Below are 18,102 nucleotides of genomic sequence, written 5' to 3' on the forward strand. Positions count from 1 at the left end.
GTGGGTATGTCTTGCAGGATGCCGGGGGCGGCCGATCTCGACAGTTTTTGGCAGTTGCTCACGGAGGGGCGCGCCGCGATCGGCGCGGCTCCCGAGAGCCGGGAGAGTATTACCGAGCGAGCCGGATTCGTCGGCACCGCAGGGGAGTTCGACGCGGATTTCTTCGGGGTTTCGCCGAATGAGGCGCGGGCACTCGATCCGCAGCAGCTGCTGGCGCTGGAGCTGAGCTGGGAGGCGCTCGAGGACGCGGGCCTGGCCGCCACGGCGCGCGAGGCCCGGCGGTGCGGTGTGTTCCTCGGCTGCACCGGAAGCGATTTCGCCGAGATTCTGGCCTCGCGGGGCGGCCCGGGGGTCAGCCGCCACTCGCTGTGGGGTGTCGGGCGGGGCATTATCGCGAACCGCATCTCGAACTATTTCGGTTTCAGCGGCCCGAGCATCGTGGTCGACAGCGCCCAGGCATCGTCGCTGGTCGCGGTGCATCTGGCCTGTGAGAGCCTGCGCAGCGGCGAGAGCGATGTGGCCCTGGCCGGCGGCCTGAACTTGATTCTGTCGCCGACGAGCGGTGAGCGGATCGAGCAGTTCGGCGCGCAGTCGGCGCTCGGCGCCTGCTACACCTTCGATGCGCGGGCCGACGGGTTCGTGCGTGGCGAGGGCGGCGGCATGGTGCTGCTGAAGCCTCTCGCCCAGGCAATCGCCGACGGTGACCGTATTCATGGCGTCATCCGTGGCAGCGCGATCAACACCGGCAATGAACGCCGAGTGCTGAGCGCGCCGAGCCGGGATGCGCAGGCCGCGGCGATTCGCGATGCCCTGACCGCGGCGGGCGTCGAGGCGGCGTCGGTGCAGTACGTCGAATTGCACGGCACCGGCACGCCCGCCGGTGATCCGGTGGAGGCCGCCGCGCTCGGCGAGACCTACGGTGCGGGCCGGGCGCAGGACGCGCCGCTGGCCGTCGGATCGGTCAAGACGAATATCGGGCATCTGGAAGGCGCTTCCGGTATCGCGGGCCTGATCAAGACGGTGCTCTGCCTGAGCCATCAGGAACTGGTGGCCAGCCTGAACTTCGAGACGCCGAATCCGCGAATTCCGCTCGCGGACATGGGTTTACGGGTGGTGACGGGCACCGAGGACTGGCCCGTGACGGACGTGCGCAGGGCGGCTGTGTCGTCGTTCGGCATGGGCGGATCGAATGCCCACGTGATCGTGGAGGAGGCGCCCGCCGTCGGGTCCGCCGCAGCTGCCAGTGAGCCCGGTGCGGTGCCGTGGGTGGTGTCGTCCCGCAGCGAGGCCGGTGTGCGTGCGCAGGCGGCCCGGCTGCGGGAGTGGCTGCTCCGGCATCCCGATTCGACCGCGGTCGACGTGGCGTACTCACTGCTGGCCACGCGCGCCCAGATGGAGTGGCGCGGAAGCGTTGTCGGCCGGGATCGCTCCGAGCTGCTGGCCGGTTTGGCGGCCCTGGCCGACCCGACCGCACCCGCCGTGGCGATCGAGCCCGCCACCGGGCGGGCCGAGCAGCGCCGCATCGCGTTCGTCTTCCCTGGGCAGGGCAGCCAGTGGGAGGGTATGGCGCTGGGCCTGCTGGACGCGGGTGGGCCGTTCGCGGAGTCGATCGCGGATTGTGAAGCCGCGCTTGCGCCGTACGTGGACTGGTCGCTGACCGCGGTACTGCGCCGCGAGGCCGGCGCGCCCCCGCTGGATCGCGTGGACGTGGTGCAGCCGGTGCTGTTCGCGGTGATGGTCTCCCTGGCCCGGATGTGGCGAGCGGCCGGCGTGGAGCCGGACGTGGTGATCGGCCACTCTCAGGGCGAGATCGCCGCCGCCTATATCGCGGGCGGACTCTCGCTGCCCGATGCGGCGCGCGTGGTCGCGCTCCGGTCGCGCGCGGTCGCCGAGGAACTGGCAGGTCAGGGTGGTATGGCCTCGATCGGCCTCGGCGCCGATGCGGTCCGGGAGCGGTTGGCGGCGTACGGGGATCGGCTCTCGCTCGCGGCCGTGAACGGTCCGGCGCAAACCGTGATCGCCGGCGATGTCGCCGCGATGGAGGACTTCCTCGCCGCCTGCGCCCGCGACGGCGTGTGGGCCCGCCCGATTCCGGTGGACTACGCCTCGCATTCGAAGGCGGTCGAGCGGCTGCGTGATCGCCTGCTCGCGGAACTGGCGCCCATCCGCCCGCAATCCGGGTCGGTGTCGTTCTTCTCCACGGTCTCCGCCGACCGGCTGGATACCGCGGAACTGGATGCCGAATACTGGTATCGATCCCTGCGGGAACCGGTCCGATTCGCCGATGCCGTCACGGCGCTGATCGCCGACGGTGTCAACGGATTCGTCGAGTCGAGTCCGCATCCGGTGCTCACGATGGGCATCGGCGTGACCGCCGAGGCCGCCGGTGCGGCCGAGAGCGTCGCCGTTGTCGGCTCGTTGCGGCGTGGCGAGGGCGGCCCGGACCGCTTCCTGGCATCGCTGGCACAGGCGCACTGCGCCGGCGTGCAGGTGGATCCGAGTGCGCTGGTCTCCGGCGGGGCGCGGATCGACCTGCCGCCGTACGCATTCCAGCGTCGCAACTTCTGGGCCGGCGCGCCGGCCATTTCCGGCGGCTCGACCGACATCGCCGAGGTCCCCGAGGACCGCACGCCCGAGAGCGGTGAGCAGGCGTGGGATGACAGCCCGCTGGCACGCACATTGCAGGCGACCCCCGAATATCAGCGCGGCGCCGTCGTTCTCGACCTGGTCCGTGAGCAGGCCGCCGCCATCCTCGGCCACGAGTCGGCCCGATCCATCCACCCCGACCTGCCCTTCACCGAGTTCGGCTTCGACTCCGTCAGCGGCGTGGAGTTGCAGAACCGCCTGACGCGCGCCACCGGTGTGCCCCTGCCGTCGTCGCTCATCTTCGACCACCCGACCGCGAATGCGGTGGCGGCGCTCCTGCAGGCCCGGGTCACCGGGACCGATCGGGGCGAGCGCCGGGTCTCGCGGCGCGCGAATACGGACGAACCGATCGCGATCGTCGGCATGGCCGCCCGATTCCCCGGCGGTGTGCGTTCCGCCGAGGACCTGTGGGACCTGCTCGCGGCGGGCCGCGACGCGATCGGTGAATTCCCCGAGGATCGCGGCTGGGACCTGGACCGGCTGTTCGATCCCGACCCCGACAAGCCGGGTAAGGTCTACACCCGTCACGGTGGATTCCTCAGCAGCGCAGGCGATTTCGATCCAGGATTCTTCGGCATCAGCCCGCGCGAAGCCTTGGCGATGGACCCGCAGCAGCGGCTGTTGCTCGAAACCTCCTGGGAAGCACTCGAAGACGCGGGCATCGACCCGGTGTCGTTGCGGGGCAGCGACACCGGTGTCTTCGCCGGCGCCTGCTCGTCCGGATACGCCGGCCGGGTGACCGGCGACCTGGAGGGCTTCCGCCTGACCGGCACCTCGCACAGCGTCATCTCGGGCCGCGTCGCGTACGCGTTCGGCCTGGAGGGCCCGGCGGTGACGGTGGATACGGCGTGCTCGTCCTCGCTGGTGGCCTTGCATCTGGCCTGCCAGGCGCTGCGCCAGGGCGACAGCTCGCTGGTGCTCGCCGGTGGCGTGACCGTCGCGGCCAGCCCGTACCTGTACGTGGACTTCGCCCGCCAGCGCGGCCTGGCGCCGGACGGCCGGTGCAAGGCGTTCTCGGCGGCCGCCGATGGTGTGGCGTGGTCGGAGGGCTCGGGTGTGCTCGTCCTCGAGCGACTCTCGGACGCCCAGCGGCTCGGCCACCATGTCCTGGCCGTGGTCCGCGGTAGCGCCGTGAACCAGGACGGCGCGAGCAATGGCCTGACCGCGCCGAACGGTCCGTCGCAGCAGCGAGTGATTGCCCAGGCCCTCGCCAATGCGGGGATCACCGCGGTCGACGTGGACGCCGTGGAGGCGCACGGAACCGGCACGGCCCTGGGCGATCCGATCGAGGCCCAGGCGTTGATCGCGGCCTACGGCCAGGATCGCGGCGAGCGGGAACCGCTGCGGATCGGCTCGTTGAAATCGAATATCGGCCATGCGGTGGCCGCCGCCGGTGTGGCCGGTGTGATCAAGATGGTGCAGGCGCTGCGGCACGAGCGCCTGCCGCGGACACTGCACGCCGAAACGCCGTCGCCGCACGTGGATTGGGCCGCGGGCGCGGTGCGCCTGCTGACCGACGCCGAACCGTGGACCGCGGGCGACCGGGTGCGCCGGGCGGGTGTGTCGTCGTTCGGGATCAGCGGCACCAACGCGCACGTCATCCTCGAGGAAGCGCCTGCCGCACCGGTTACCACGGGCGACACTGCGAAGGCGCAGCCGGGCAGCGCCGCACCGGTGGCGCCCGCCGAGAGTGACTGTGCGGAGACGCAGCCGGACAGCGTGGCACCGCCCATCCCAGTGCTGGTGTCGGGTAAGGGCGAGGCGGGTCTGCGCGCGCAGGCCGCCCGATTGGGTGCCTGGCTGTTCGAGCGCCCCGACATCGACATCGCGGATGCGGCCGAGGCGCTGGCGAATTCGCGGTCGCAGCTGGATTCACGCGCTGTGGTCCTCGGTCGCGATCGCGCCGAGTTGCTCGAGCGGCTGGCGAATCTCGCCGAATCGGGAACCGGCGCCGGTGTCGTCACGGGTGTCATCGGCGCGGGGACGACGGCCTTCCTGTTCACCGGGCAGGGTGCCCAGCGGATCGGCATGGGAGCCGGGCTGTACGAGGCCTTCCCGGTGTTCGCCGACGCGTTGGATTCGGTGTGCGCCCACTTCGATCCGCTGCTGGAGTGCTCGCTCCGGGACGTCATGTTCAACGGTTCCGCCGATGGCGGTACCGCTGTCCTGGATCGCACGGAGTTCACCCAGCCCGCCCTGTTCGCCTTCGAAGTGGCGCTGTACCGCTTGCTGGAGTCGTTCGGCGTCACCCCGGATGTGGTGATCGGTCATTCGATCGGCGAGATCGCGGCCGCATACCTCGCGGGTCTGTGGTCGCTCGAGGACGCCTGCCGATTGGTGGCAGCGCGCGGCCGTCTCATGGGCGCGCTGCCCGAGGGCGGCGCGATGCTGGCTGTCGGAGCGCCCGAATCCGAGGTGAACGAGGTCGTCGCCGGCTATCCGGGCCGCGTCTCGGTCGCCGCGGTGAATGCGCCGCAGGCCCTGGTGGTCTCGGGTGACGAGGACGCCGTCGCCGAGATCGAGGCGCTGTTCGCCGATCGTGGTGCGAAGACGTCACGGCTGCGGGTCAGCCACGCCTTCCACTCGCATCGAATGGAGCCGATGCTGGCCGAATTCGAGTCTGTTGCACAGGATTTGACCTACAACCCGCTTCGGCTTCCCGTGGTGTCGAACGTCTCCGGTCAGCTGGCCGGGGACGAGATCATGGAGCCCGCCTACTGGGTTCGCCAGGTGCGGGGCGCGGTGCGATTCGCGCCGGGCATCCAGACGCTGATCGCCTCGGGGGTGCGCCGATTCCTGGAGGTGGGCCCCGACGCGGTGCTGGCGGCGCTGACCCGGCAGACCCTTCCCGAGGACGCCGAGTCCGCGTCGGTGGTGGCCGCGGCCGCGCGCCGGGATCACGATGAGCCCCAACAGTTCTCGACGATGCTGGCACACGCTCACACCGCCGGTGTGCGGGTGGACTGGACACCCCTGCTCGGTAGCCGGTCGGCCCGGCGAATTCCCCTGCCCACCTACGCCTTCCAGCATCAGCGATTCTGGCTGCCACCGCGTCGCGAAGCCACCGGCGACCCCCAAGCTCACCCCTTGCTCACCGGTGTCTTCCCGGTAGCCGGTAAGGACGAGTTCGTCTTCACCGGCCGGTTCTCGCTGCCCACCGACCAGTGGGTCGCCGACCACATGACCTACGGCACCGTGGTGCTGCCCAGCGCGACCCTGATCGAATTCCTGCTCGTCGCGGGCAGCCGAATCGATTGCGGCGTCGTCGAGGAGCTGACCCTGGAGGCTCCGATCCTCCCGTCGGAAACCGACGAGGTCGAACTCCAGGTATCGGTGCAGGAGCCGGACCCGACCGGCCGACGCCAGTTCAGCTTCTACTTCCGCAAGGCCGGCCGCGCGGGCGAATGGGTCCGCAACGCCAGCGGTGTCCTGGCCCCCGCCTGGGACGGCGATGACGTCCTGCTGGACCAGCTGCGCGACGAGGCATGGCCGCCGGCCGACGCCGAAACCCTCGATACCGCATGGATTCCCGAGCGAATCGCGAAGGGTTCCGGACTCGAATACGGCCCGGCATTCCTCGGTGTCGACGCCGCCTGGCAGCGGGACGGAGCCGTCTTCTCCGAGATCACCCTGAACACGGCCGCCGCGCCCGAACCGGAGCGATTCGATCTGCATCCGGCCCTGCTCGACCTGGTGATGCACGCCGGGCTGGCCGGGCTCATCTGGCGCGATCAGGACAGTGACCCCGACACCGGTCGATTGCTGTTCCGCTGGGGCGGCGCGCGACTACATCAACCGCTGGTCAAGGCGACGACGCTGCGGGTCATCGCCGTCGAGAGCGGCCCGGAGACCATCTCCGTTGCGACCGTTGACGATTCGGGGCGGCCCGTGGTCTCCGTCGACGCCGTCGTCATGCGGCCCTATGACGTGAAACAGATGCGCGGCACCCTCGCCGCGGATGATGCCGACCTCTATGACATCCAGTGGACGCCGACGGCAGCGGCGACACCGGGTCCCGCCGCGGACCGGATGGCTGTGCTCGATTCAGCGCCGGTCGCCGGTATCGCCACCCACGCGCCGACCCCCTCGGAACTCGCTGCAGCACAATCGATTCCAGATTTCGTGACCTGGATTCCGCACGACGCCGCCGCGGCCGGCGATCCCACGGCCGTCGGTGGCTACCTGGAATCGGTACTGGCGACGGTACAGTCGTGGCTCGCGGAACCGCGTCTGGCCGACACCCGACTGGTCGTGGTGACCTCGAACGGCGCCGCGCTGACCGGCGAGACACCGGATCTCGCCGCGGCAGCGGTCTGGGGCCTGATGCGCAGCGCCCAAACCGAATACCCGGGCCGATTCGTTCTCCTCGACACCGACCCGTCGGCCGACGCGCCCGCCGTCGACCAGGCGATGGTCGCCGCAGTGATCGCGACCGGCGAACCGCAGGTCGCGGTGCGCGCCGGAGCCTTGCTCGTGCCCCGGCTGGCGAAGACGCGAGCCGACCAGGACGCCGAGCCCGGATCCTCCTTCGGTACCGGCACCGTCCTGATCACCGGCGGCACCGGTGGCCTCGGCGCACTGCTGGCTCGGCATCTGGTCACCACGCACGGCGTCCGCCATCTGATGCTGGTGTCCAGGCGCGGCGAAACCGCCGACGGCGCAACCGAATTGGTGCATGAGTTGTCGGAAGCCGGTGCTTCCGTCCGCGTCGCGGCCTGCGATGTGGGCGATCGGGAGGCCATCGGCTCGCTGCTGGATTCCCTCGACGCCGATCATCCGCTGACCGCCGTGGTCCACGCGGCGGGCGTCCTCGACGACGGCACCCTCGCGGGCCTGACCGCCGAGCAATTGCGGCGCGTGTTCACCGCGAAGGCCGCCGCCTGGCACCTGCACGATCTCACCCGTGACCGGAACCTCTCCGCCTTCGTGCTGTTCTCGTCGGTCGCCGCGACGATCGGTTCGGCGGGACAGGGCAACTACGCGGCGGCCAACGCCTTCCTCGATGCCCTGGCGCACCGTCGCCGCGCCGCAGGGCTGCCCGCGATTTCCCTGGCCTGGGGGCCCTGGAACTCCGCCGGCGGCATGACCGGTGGCTTGGACCGCAGCGCGCTCGCCCGCTGGGAAAGGCTGGGCCTGCACCCGCTCGCGCACGACGAAGGCCTGCGGCTGTTCGATGCGGCGACCAGCCGAGCCGCCGCGCACCTGGCGGCGATCCGGTTCGACCCGGCCGAACTGCGCCGCGAAGCGGGCACCGGTGCCGTGCCGTCGGTACTCCGCGGGTTCCTGCCCCGCACCACGGCTCAGGCTGCGGCCCCGTCGAGTTCACTGGGCGCGCGCCTGAGCCGGGTGCCCGAGGCCGACCGTGCCGAGGTGGTGCTCGACCTGGTTCGCGAGCACGCCGCAGCCGTGCTCGGACACGGTTCGGCCGAAGACATCAGTCCCACCGAACGATTCGACGCTCTGGGATTCGACTCGCTCGGCGGCGTCGAATTCCGCAACCGGCTGGCGAAGGCCACCGGTATCCAACTGCCGTCCACCCTGGTCTTCGACCACCCCACCGCCGCGGCGGTCGCCACCCTGCTGCACAGCAAGATCGAGGGAACCGAATCCGGTTCCAAACCGACCCGCGTCTCGCGCCGCGCCCGCACCGACGAGCCCATCGCGATCGTCGGCATGAGCTGCCGATTCCCCGGCGGCGTCCGCACCCCCGAGCAGTTGTGGGATCTGGTCCGGTCCGGAACCGATGCCACCACGGAATTCCCGGACGATCGCGGCTGGGATCTCGAGCGCCTGATCGACCAGGACCCGGACAAGCCCGGAACGGTCTACAGCCGCGGAGGCGGATTCCTCGACGACGCAGCAGATTTCGACGCGGGCTTCTTCGGAATCAGCCCGCGCGAGGCCCTGGCGATGGACCCGCAGCAGCGGCTGCTGCTGGAGGCCTCCTGGGAGGCACTGGAGGAATCCGGCATCGACCCGATCACGTTGCGCGGCAGCGATACCGGCGTGTTCGCCGGCGCATGCGCCTCGGGCTATGTCGACAATGTCACCGGCGACCTGGAGGGATTCCGGCTGACCGGCACCACCCACTCCGTCGTCTCCGGCCGCGTGGCCTACGTCTTCGGTCTCGAGGGACCGGCGGTCACCATCGACACCGCCTGCTCGTCCTCACTGGTCGCGCTGCACCTGGCGTGCCAGGCATTGCGTCAGGGCGAGACCTCGCTGGCGTTGGCCGGCGGCGTCACCGTGGCCGCCACCCCGTATCTTTCCGTGGATTTCGCGCGGCAGCGCGGGCTGTCGCCGGACGGCCGCTGCAAGGCGTTCTCCGCCGCCGCTGACGGCGTGGCCTTTGCCGAGGGCGTGGGCGTCCTGGTCCTGGAGCGGCTCTCGGACGCCCGGCGACTGGGCCACGACATCTTGGCAGTCATTCGCGGCAGCGCGGTCAATCAGGACGGCGCCAGCAATGGCCTGACCGCGCCGAACGGCCCGTCGCAGGAGCGCGTGATCGCGCAGGCCCTCGCCAATGCCGGGCTCACGCCCGCCGACGTGGATGCGGTGGAAGCGCACGGGACCGGCACCCCGCTGGGTGATCCCATCGAAGCCAACGCGTTGATCGCCGCCTACGGGCAGGATCGCGGCGACCGCGAGCCGCTGCGCCTGGGATCGATCAAATCGAATATCGGTCACACCGTCGCGGCCGCCGGTGTCGGCGGCGTGATCAAGATGGTGCAGGCGCTGCGCCACGAGACCCTGCCCCCGACCCTGCACGCGGAAGCACCCTCTCCGCACGTGGATTGGTCGGCCGGGGCGGTGCGCCTGCTGACCCGTCCGGAACCCTGGCCTGCCGGGGGAATGGCCCGCCGGGCGGGTGTGTCGTCGTTCGGAGTCAGCGGCACCAATGCCCACCTGATCCTGGAGGAAGCGCCCACCGCACCGGTCGTCTCGTCACCGGCCGCCGACGGCCCGCGCACGGTGCTGCCGTGGCTGGTGTCGGCCAAGAGCGAGAACGCCCTGCGCGCACAGGCGGCGAAGCTGCACCGGTGGCTGATCGATCACCCCGACGCCGACGCGGCGGACGTGGCCTACTCGCTCGTCACGACACGTGCCCGGCACGAGTGGCGGGCAGCGGTCCTCGGCGGTGATCGTGACGAACTGATGGCGCGGCTGGCGAAGCTGGCCGCCGGATCCGCCTCTGCCGGAGTGGTTTCCGGCACGGTCGGCTCCGGGAAGACCGCCTTCCTCTTCACCGGTCAGGGCGCGCAGCGGGTCGGCATGGGCGCGGGTCTCGCCGCCGCCTTCCCGGTGTTCGCCGCGGCGTTGGACGAGGTATGTGCCCGGTTCGATCCCTTGCTCGGATGTTCCCTGAGGCAAGTGATGTTCACCGGACACCTGATCGACGATCACGGAGTCGCCGCCGAGACCGGCACCTTGGATCGGACCCGACTGACGCAGCCCGCGCTGTTCGCGTTCGAAGTGGCGATGTACCGGCTCCTGGAGTCGTTCGGCCTGGCTCCGGACCTGGCGGTCGGGCACTCGATCGGCGAGCTGGCGGCAGCGTACGTGGCCGGTGTGTGGTCCCTGGACGACGCCTGCGAACTGGTCGCGGCTCGCGGACGACTGATGGAGGCGCTGCCTGCGGGCGGTGCGATGCTGGCCGTCGCCGCGACCGAGACCGAAGTCGCTGCCATGATCGTCGGGTTCGGTGACCGGGTATCGGTGGCCGCGGTGAATGCGCCTGCGGCCGTGGTGGTCTCGGGTGACGAGGACGCCGTCGACGAGATCGACCGTCGGTTCACCGCGCAGGGACGCAAGACGAACCGCTTGCGGGTGTCGCACGCATTCCATTCGCCTCGGATGGAGCCGATGCTGGCCGAGTTCGAGACCCTCGCCGCGCGCGTAACGTTCAATGCACCGCGAATTCCGTTGGTGTCGAACGTTTCCGGCCGGATCGCGGGCGACGAGATCCTGGCACCCGAGTACTGGGTGTCTCAGGTGCGTGCCGCGGTGCGTTACGCCGACGGTGTCGAGACGCTGACGGCATCGGGCGTACGCCGGTTCCTCGAGATCGGCCCCGACGCGGTGCTGGCGGCGATGACCCGGCAGACGCTCCCCGCGGAGGCCGAGGCCCGATCGGTGGTCGCCGCGGCCGCCCGCCGGGACCACGACGAGGTCGAGCAGTTCCTGACGATGCTCGCCCAGGCGCACAACGCCGGGGTGACGGTCGACTGGAACCAGCTGTTCACCGCCCGCCCGATGGCGCGAATCACCCTGCCCACCTACGCCTTCGACCATCGGCGGTACTGGCTCGAACCCAACCTCGACGAGCCCCGGAGCGCCACCTCGGAACACCCACTACTCACCGATGTGGTGCGGGTGGCCGACCGTGACGAGTGGCTGTTCACGGGACGGCTGTCGCTGCGCGCCCAGCCCTGGATCGCCGACCACACCACCTACGGCGTTGTGCTCGTCCCGAGCGCCGCGCTCATGGAGATGCTGCTGGTCGGCGGCCGGCGGATCGGCTGCGACGCCGTGGAGGAACTCACCCTCGAGGCGCCGATCCTGCCGCCGGCGGAGGGCGAGGTCGAACTCCAGGTCCTGGTGCGCGAACCGGACGCCGAGGGCCGCCGATCGTTCACCTTCCACTACCGCCTGACCGGCGATGCCGCCGACGGCGAATGGACCCGCAATGCCAGCGGCGTGCTCAGCGCCCGGCAGTTGATCGACATCGGGCTGGTGGACATGATGCGCGCCGCTTCCTGGCCGCCCGCCGATGCCGAACCGGTGGACCCCGAATGGATTCCGGCCCAGGTGGCGCGTGCCGCCGGACTGGAATGGGGACCCGCGTTCTTCGGCATCGAGGCCGCGTGGCGCAGCGGCGACACGGTCTTCTCCGAGGTCGCCCTGACCGAGGACACCCCGGCCGACCGGTTCCGGCTGCACCCGGCGCTGTTCGACATGGTGATGCATGCCGGACTCGCCTGCCTGATCTGGCCCGACCACCAGGGCGACGCGTCCCAGGGCAAGCTGCTGTTCCGCTGGGGCGGAACGCAATTCCACACCGCGTCCACGGTGACCAGGCTGCGGGTGATGGCCATCCAGCGCAGCAGTGAGGCGATCTCCGTCGTGGCCGTCGACCAGGACGGCAACCCGGTCGTCAGCATCGACGAAGTACTCATGCGCTCCTACGACGTCCAGCAGTTCCGGGCGGCGCTGCCCGGCGGCCGCGCGGCACGGTACGGGTTGGGCTGGGCCCCGGCGGAGGCGCTCGCCGACGTCCCGGCCGGGAGCATGGCCGTGCTCGGGGCCGGGCAGGTGGCCGGAATCGACGAGCAGTACCCGGATCCGGCGGCACTCGCCTCGGCTCCGATCGTTCCGGGCGTCGTGGTGTGGTCCGAAGCCGCAGCGCCGCACGATGGTTCGCAGCCCTCCGGACGCGATCGGGTCGATACCGCCCGGCGTACGGTGCGGGACTGGTTGGCCGACGAGCGATTCGCGCGGTCGCAGCTGGTCGTGGTGACCAGCCGGGCCGCAGCGCTGCCCGAAGAGACACCGGACACCGGATCGGCCGCGGTGTGGGGGCTGATCCGCAGCGCCCAGACCGAGTATCCGGGGCGGATCGTACTGCTCGACGCCGAGGAATCCGCTGGTGTGCAGCACCTTTCGGCCGACTCGATCCGAGCCGTGATCGCGACCGGAGAACCGCAGGCGGCGGTGCGGGGCAATGGTGTCCTGGTGCCGCGACTACAGGCACTGGCATCCTCGGCGGCCGAGCGGGTGTCGTTCGGTCCCGGGACCGTGCTGATCACCGGCGGTACCGGGGGATTGGGTGCGCTGCTGGCCCGCCACCTGGTCGCCGAACACCGGGTCCGGCACCTGCTACTGGTCTCACGCCGCGGCGAGAGTGCCGACGGTGCAACAGAACTCGCGGCGGAGCTGACGCGATCCGGTGCCGAGGTACGGATCGCCGCCTGCGACGTCACCGACCGCGACGCGCTTCGGGACCTGCTGGCCGCCGTGCCCGCGGAGCATCCGCTGACCGGTGTCGTCCACACCGCGGGCGTGCTCGACGACAGCGCGTTCCACACGCTCACCGGCGACCGGATCGACCGGGTGTTCGCCCCCAAGGCCGATGCGGCGTGGACTCTGCACGAGCTCACCCGCGACCTGAAGCTGTCGGCGTTCGTGATGTTCTCGTCGATCGCCGGCGTGATCGGTTCGGCCGGGCAGGCGAATTACGCTGCCGCGAACAGCTTCCTGGACGCCCTCGCGGTGCAGCGCCGCGCCGCGGGACTCCCGGCGCTCGCGCTCGCCTGGGGGCCGTGGCAGCAGGGTATGACCGGCGTCCTGGATCGTGCCGCCATGAACCGGTTGGAGCGACTGGGCCTGGCCCCGCTGGATCGTGCCGAGGGCCTGCGCCTGTTCGACGAATCGCTGACCACGGCGGAACCGGTGCCGGTGCTGGCGCGGCTGGACACCGACAAACTGCGTATGGAATCGCATTCCGGTCCGGTGCCCGCGGTGCTGCGCGGATTCGTTCGCACCCGGGCCCGGTCGGTCACAGCGCCGAGCAGTGCGCAGTCACTCGGAGACCGCCTGCACGGTGTGGCGGAAGCGAAGCGCCGCGGGTTCGTCCTGGACCTGGTGCGGGAACACGTGGCGGCGGTGCTGGGCTACGGCTCGGCCGACGACATCGGAGCCGATCGGGGCTTCAACGAACTCGGCTTCGATTCCCTCGGCGGCGTCGAATTCCGAAACCGGCTGGCGAAGGTGACGGGGCTGTCGCTGCCCTCGACCCTGGTGTTCGACTATCCGACGGCGGGTGATGTCGCCGACTATCTGCTGGCACAGACCGTGGTGACCGCGCCGGCGCAACCGCCGTCGGCGACGGCCGACGACCTGGCGCGGCTCGAGGCACTGCTCGAGCGAATCATCGCCAACAGCAGCGACAACGACGAGATCGTCACCGGATTGCGGGGCGTCAACGAGCGCCTCGTCGCCCATCTGGGCGGTACGTGGTCGCGCAGCGGCTACGACGATCTCGAATTCGATTCCGACACTGCGCTATCCGACAGTGAGCTCTTGGATCTGATCGACGAGGAGTTTGGCCCAGCATGAGCAACCCCGGCACCAGCAACGAGGAACGGCTCAGCCGGTATCTGCGCAAGCTCACCGGAGACCTCCGCGCCGCCAAGAAGCACATCCAGGATCTGGAGGACCGGGCCGGCGAGCCGATCGCGATCGTCGGCATGAGCTGCCGCTATCCGGGTGGGGTCGAAACTCCGGCGCAGCTGTGGGATCTGGTCGCCTCGGGCACCGACGCCATCGGGCCCTTCCCGGCCGACCGCGGCTGGGACCTCGAGCGGCTGTTCGACACCGACCCCGATACGCCGGGCACCATCTACACCCGCGAAGGCGGATTCCTGGATGCGGCAGGCGATTTCGACGCCGGATTCTTCGGGATCGGCCCGCGCGCGGCCCTGGCGATGGATCCGCAGCAGCGCCTGTTCCTGGAAGCGGCCTGGGAGGCCCTGGAGGATGCGGGCATCGATCCGGTGTCGCTGCGCGGCAGCGACACCGGGGTCTTCGCCGGTGTCATCCATCAGGACTACGGCCCCCGCGTGGGTGCGCCGGGCCTGACCGCCGAGGCGGAAGGCCATGCCTACCTGGGTGTTTCCTCCAGCATCCTCTCCGGCCGGGTCGCCTTCACCTTCGGGTTCAAGGGCCCGGCGCTCTCGGTGGACACCGCGTGCTCATCGTCGCTGGTCGCCCTGCACCTCGCGTGCCAGGCGCTGCGGCAGGGCGACACCTCGCTCGCCCTGGTCGGCGGCGTCACCGTGATGTCCGATCCGGCCCTGCTGATCGCCTTCGGCCGCCAGCGCGCGCTGTCCCCGGACGCGCGGTGCAAGGCCTTCGCGGCGGCGGCGAACGGGACCGGATTCTCCGAGGGCCTCGGCATGCTCGCGGTCGAGCGACTGTCGGATGCCCGCCGTCTCGGCCACCCCGTCCTCGCGGTCATCCGCGGCAGCGCGATCAACCAGGACGGCGCCAGCAATCGCCTGACCGCACCGAACGGTCCGTCGCAGGAAAAGGTGATCGCGCAGGCCCTCGCCAATGCCGGTCTGACACCCGGCGACGTCGATGTGGTCGAAGCGCACGGCACCGGCACCACCCTCGGCGACCCGATCGAGGCGCAGGCGCTGATCGCCGCCTACGGTCGCGGTCGCGTCGGAGCTCCGCTGCGCCTCGGCTCGCTCAAGTCGAACATCGGGCACACCTCGGCCGCGGCCGGTGTCGGCGGCGTGATCAAGATGGTGCAGGCGCTGCGGCACGAAACGCTGCCCGCCACACTGCATGTCGATGCTCCGACCCCGCACGTGGACTGGTCGGCGGGCTCGGTGCGGCTGCTCACCACGGCCGAACCGTGGCCGGCGGGGGAGCGGGTGCGTCGCGCCGGTGTGTCCTCCTTCGGCGCCAGCGGCACCAACGCGCACCTGATCCTGGAAGAGGCCCCCGCTCCGGAGGAGGCCGCCGCCGAACCAGCGGACCAGGCGCCCGATCAGGGTGCGCAGACCGTGGCGTCCGATGTCTCCGCCTGGCTGGTCTCGGCGAAGACCGAGGACGGCCTGCGTGCGCAGGCGGGCAAACTGCGGCAGTGGGTGACCGAACACCCCGACCTGACCACCGACGAGATCGCCCATTCGCTGTTGACGACCCGCGCCCGGCTGGACTGGCGGGGCACGGTGGTCGCCGGCGACCGGGACGCCATGCTGGCCGGACTGGCAGCGCTGGCGGAACACGGATCGGCGAGCACCGCCGCGGGCGTGACGGCGGCGCAGGCGGTCACGCGCAAGGCTGCCTTCCTGTTCACCGGGCAGGGCGCACAGCGGGCCGGAATGGGACGTGAACTGGCCGAGGCGTTTCCGGCGTTCGCCGCCGCGTTGGACGAGGTGTGTGCGCAATTCGACCCGCTATTGGGCGGATCGCTGAAGCAGGTGATGTTCACCGGCCGGCAGGTCGGCGCTGCCGATGCCGCCGTGCTGGATCGGACCGAGTTCACCCAGCCCGCACTGTTCGCCTACGAGGTCGCGCTGTGCCGGCTCCTGGAATCCTTCGGTGTGACACCGGATTTCCTGATCGGCCATTCGATCGGTGAGCTGGCCGCCGCGTACATCGCCGGTGTGTGGTCGCTCCCGGACGCGTGCCGGCTGGTCGCGGCGCGCGGCCGCCTCATGGGCCGGCTGCCCGAGGGCGGCGCGATGCTGGCCGTCGCGGCCACCGAGCGCGAGGTGTCCGAGGCGCTCGCCGACCATGCGGACCGCGCGTCCATCGCCGCCGTGAATTCGCCTGCGGCCGTGGTGGTATCCGGTGACGAGGACGCGGTGACCGCGCTCGAGCAGTGGTTCACCGACCGTGGCCTCAAGACCTCGCGGCTACGGGTGTCGCATGCGTTCCATTCCCACCGGATAGACCCGATGCTGGCCGAGTTCGCCACTGTCGCACGGGAAGTGACCTATCGCCGCCCGCAGATTCCCCTGGTCTCGAATCTCTCCGGCCGGATCGCCGGTGATGAGGTACTCGAGCCCGCGTACTGGGTCCAGCAGGTGCGGGCGAGCGTTCAGTTCGCCCGGGGCGTCGAGACCCTCGCGGCCTCGGGTGTGCGCCGGTTCCTGGAGATCGGTCCCGATGCGGTCCTGACGGCCATGACCCGGCAATGCCTGCCGGAGGACCTCGAATCCCAGTCGTCGGTGATCGCCGGAGCCCGCCGAGGCCGAGCCGAGGTCGAACAGTTCGTCACCTGCCTGGCCCACGCGCACACGGTCGGCCTCGAGGTCGACTGGACCGCGTTCTTCGCCGGTCGGCCGGTATCGCGAGTGTCGTTGCCCACCTATGCTTTCCAGCGCCGCCGCTACTGGCTCGAGGCTGCGCAGGGCACCGCCGGTGTCGAGTCCGCGGGTTTGGGTGCGGTGCAGCATCCGCTGCTGGGCGCGGTGGTCTCGGAACCCGAATTCGGTGGCGTGTTGTTGACCGGCCGGTTGTCGGTGGCGACCCATGCCTGGCTGGCCGACCATGCGGTGGCCGGGTCGGTCCTGCTGCCCGGGACCGGTTTCGTGGAGCTGGCGCTGCGCGCCGGCGCCGAAGCCGGGTGCCCGGCGATCGAGGAACTGACGCTGCGGGCGCCCCTGGTCCTGCCCGCGTCCGGCGGTGTCCAGATCCAGGTGGTTGCCGGCGGGCCGGAAGATGAACTCACGCAACGGCCGGTGTCGATCTACTCTCGGGCCGAACAGGATCGCGACGGAGAGTGGGTACTCAACGCGCGGGGTCTGCTGACCACTCGCGACGACGCCACCGAACCCGTATCGCAGACCTGGCCGCCTGCCGAGGCGACCGGTCTCGATGTCTCGGCCGCCTACACGGCGCTGCTGGCACGTGGTTACGACTACGGCCCGGCGTTCCAGGGTGTGCGGGCGCTGTGGCGACGCGGCGACGAGGTGTTCGCCGAGGTCGCCATCGATACGGACTCCGGGATGCGAGCCGAGGGTTTCGGAATCCATCCGGCACTGCTGGACGCGGCCTTGCAGGCGGGACTGCTTGCCGGGGTGTCCGAAAGTGCTGCGGGACAGCCGGATTCACTGTTCAAGGTAGCGGCGGGCCAGGTGGTGTTGCCGTTCTCCTGGGAGTCGGTGTCGCTGTACGCGGCCGAAGCGTCGGTGCTGCGCGTGCGTCTGACCACGACCGGATCGTCGGTATCGGTGTGGGCGGGCGACGAGCAGGGACAACCTGTGCTGTCGGGTTCGGTGACGCCCCGCTCGATGCCATTGGCGCAGCTGGCCGCCGCCGGAGCGACCGGCGCGGCCGATCCGCTGCTGGAACTGGTGTGGTCGCCGACCACGTCCGAGCCGGTGGCGGCGGATGCCGTTGTGGGCCAGTGGGATCGGTTGGATTCGCAGTCACCGGTACCGCCGGTGGTGGTCGTCGAGGCCGGGTCCGGCTGGAACGAACACACCGGCACCGACGTGGTGACCACCACCCACACCGAGGTCGCACGAATCCTCGAGGTGGTGCAGGCGTGGCTGGATCAGGACCGGTTCGCCTCGAGCACCCTGCTGGTCGCCACCCGCGGCGCGGTCGCCCTGCCCGGTGAAGATCTCACCGACTTCGCGGGCGCCGCCGTGTGGGGCCTGGTGCGTACCGCGCAGACGGAGGACCCGGGCCGAATTGTCCTGGTGGACTCCGACACCGGCCTCGACGAGCGACTCGCGGCCACCGTCCTGGCCGTGGACGAACCCCAGGTGGTCGTGCGCGCCGGCGTCACCCACACCGCTCGACTCACCCGGCCGACACCCGTGTCTTCCGCAAGCGGTGACGAAGCTTCCGCCTTCGGCGCGGGAACGGTGCTGATCACCGGCGGCACAGGCGGTTTGGGTGCCGTGGTGGCCCGGCACGTGGTCGTCGAGC

2 protein-coding genes (1 of these 2 only partly in view) are annotated in these 18,102 nt (G+C 70.7%); both read left to right on the forward strand.

The genetic code is table 11. The features are described from left to right. On the forward strand, nt 1-13,761 hold the full coding sequence (locus ACWEQQ_RS06320; protein ID WP_452347441.1) for a type I polyketide synthase: 13,761 nt from the start codon (nt 1-3) through the stop codon (nt 13,759-13,761). Further along, nucleotides 13,758-18,102, forward strand: the 5' portion of a protein-coding gene (locus tag ACWEQQ_RS06325; RefSeq protein ID WP_452347442.1) for an SDR family NAD(P)-dependent oxidoreductase. It continues 11,435 nt past the right edge of the window; only the first 4,345 of its 15,780 coding nucleotides appear in the window; its start codon is at nt 13,758-13,760; its stop codon lies off the right edge, out of view. The genes ACWEQQ_RS06320 and ACWEQQ_RS06325 overlap by 4 nt, the downstream gene beginning before the upstream one ends.

Source organism: Nocardia sp. NPDC004123, from assembly GCF_053603795.1.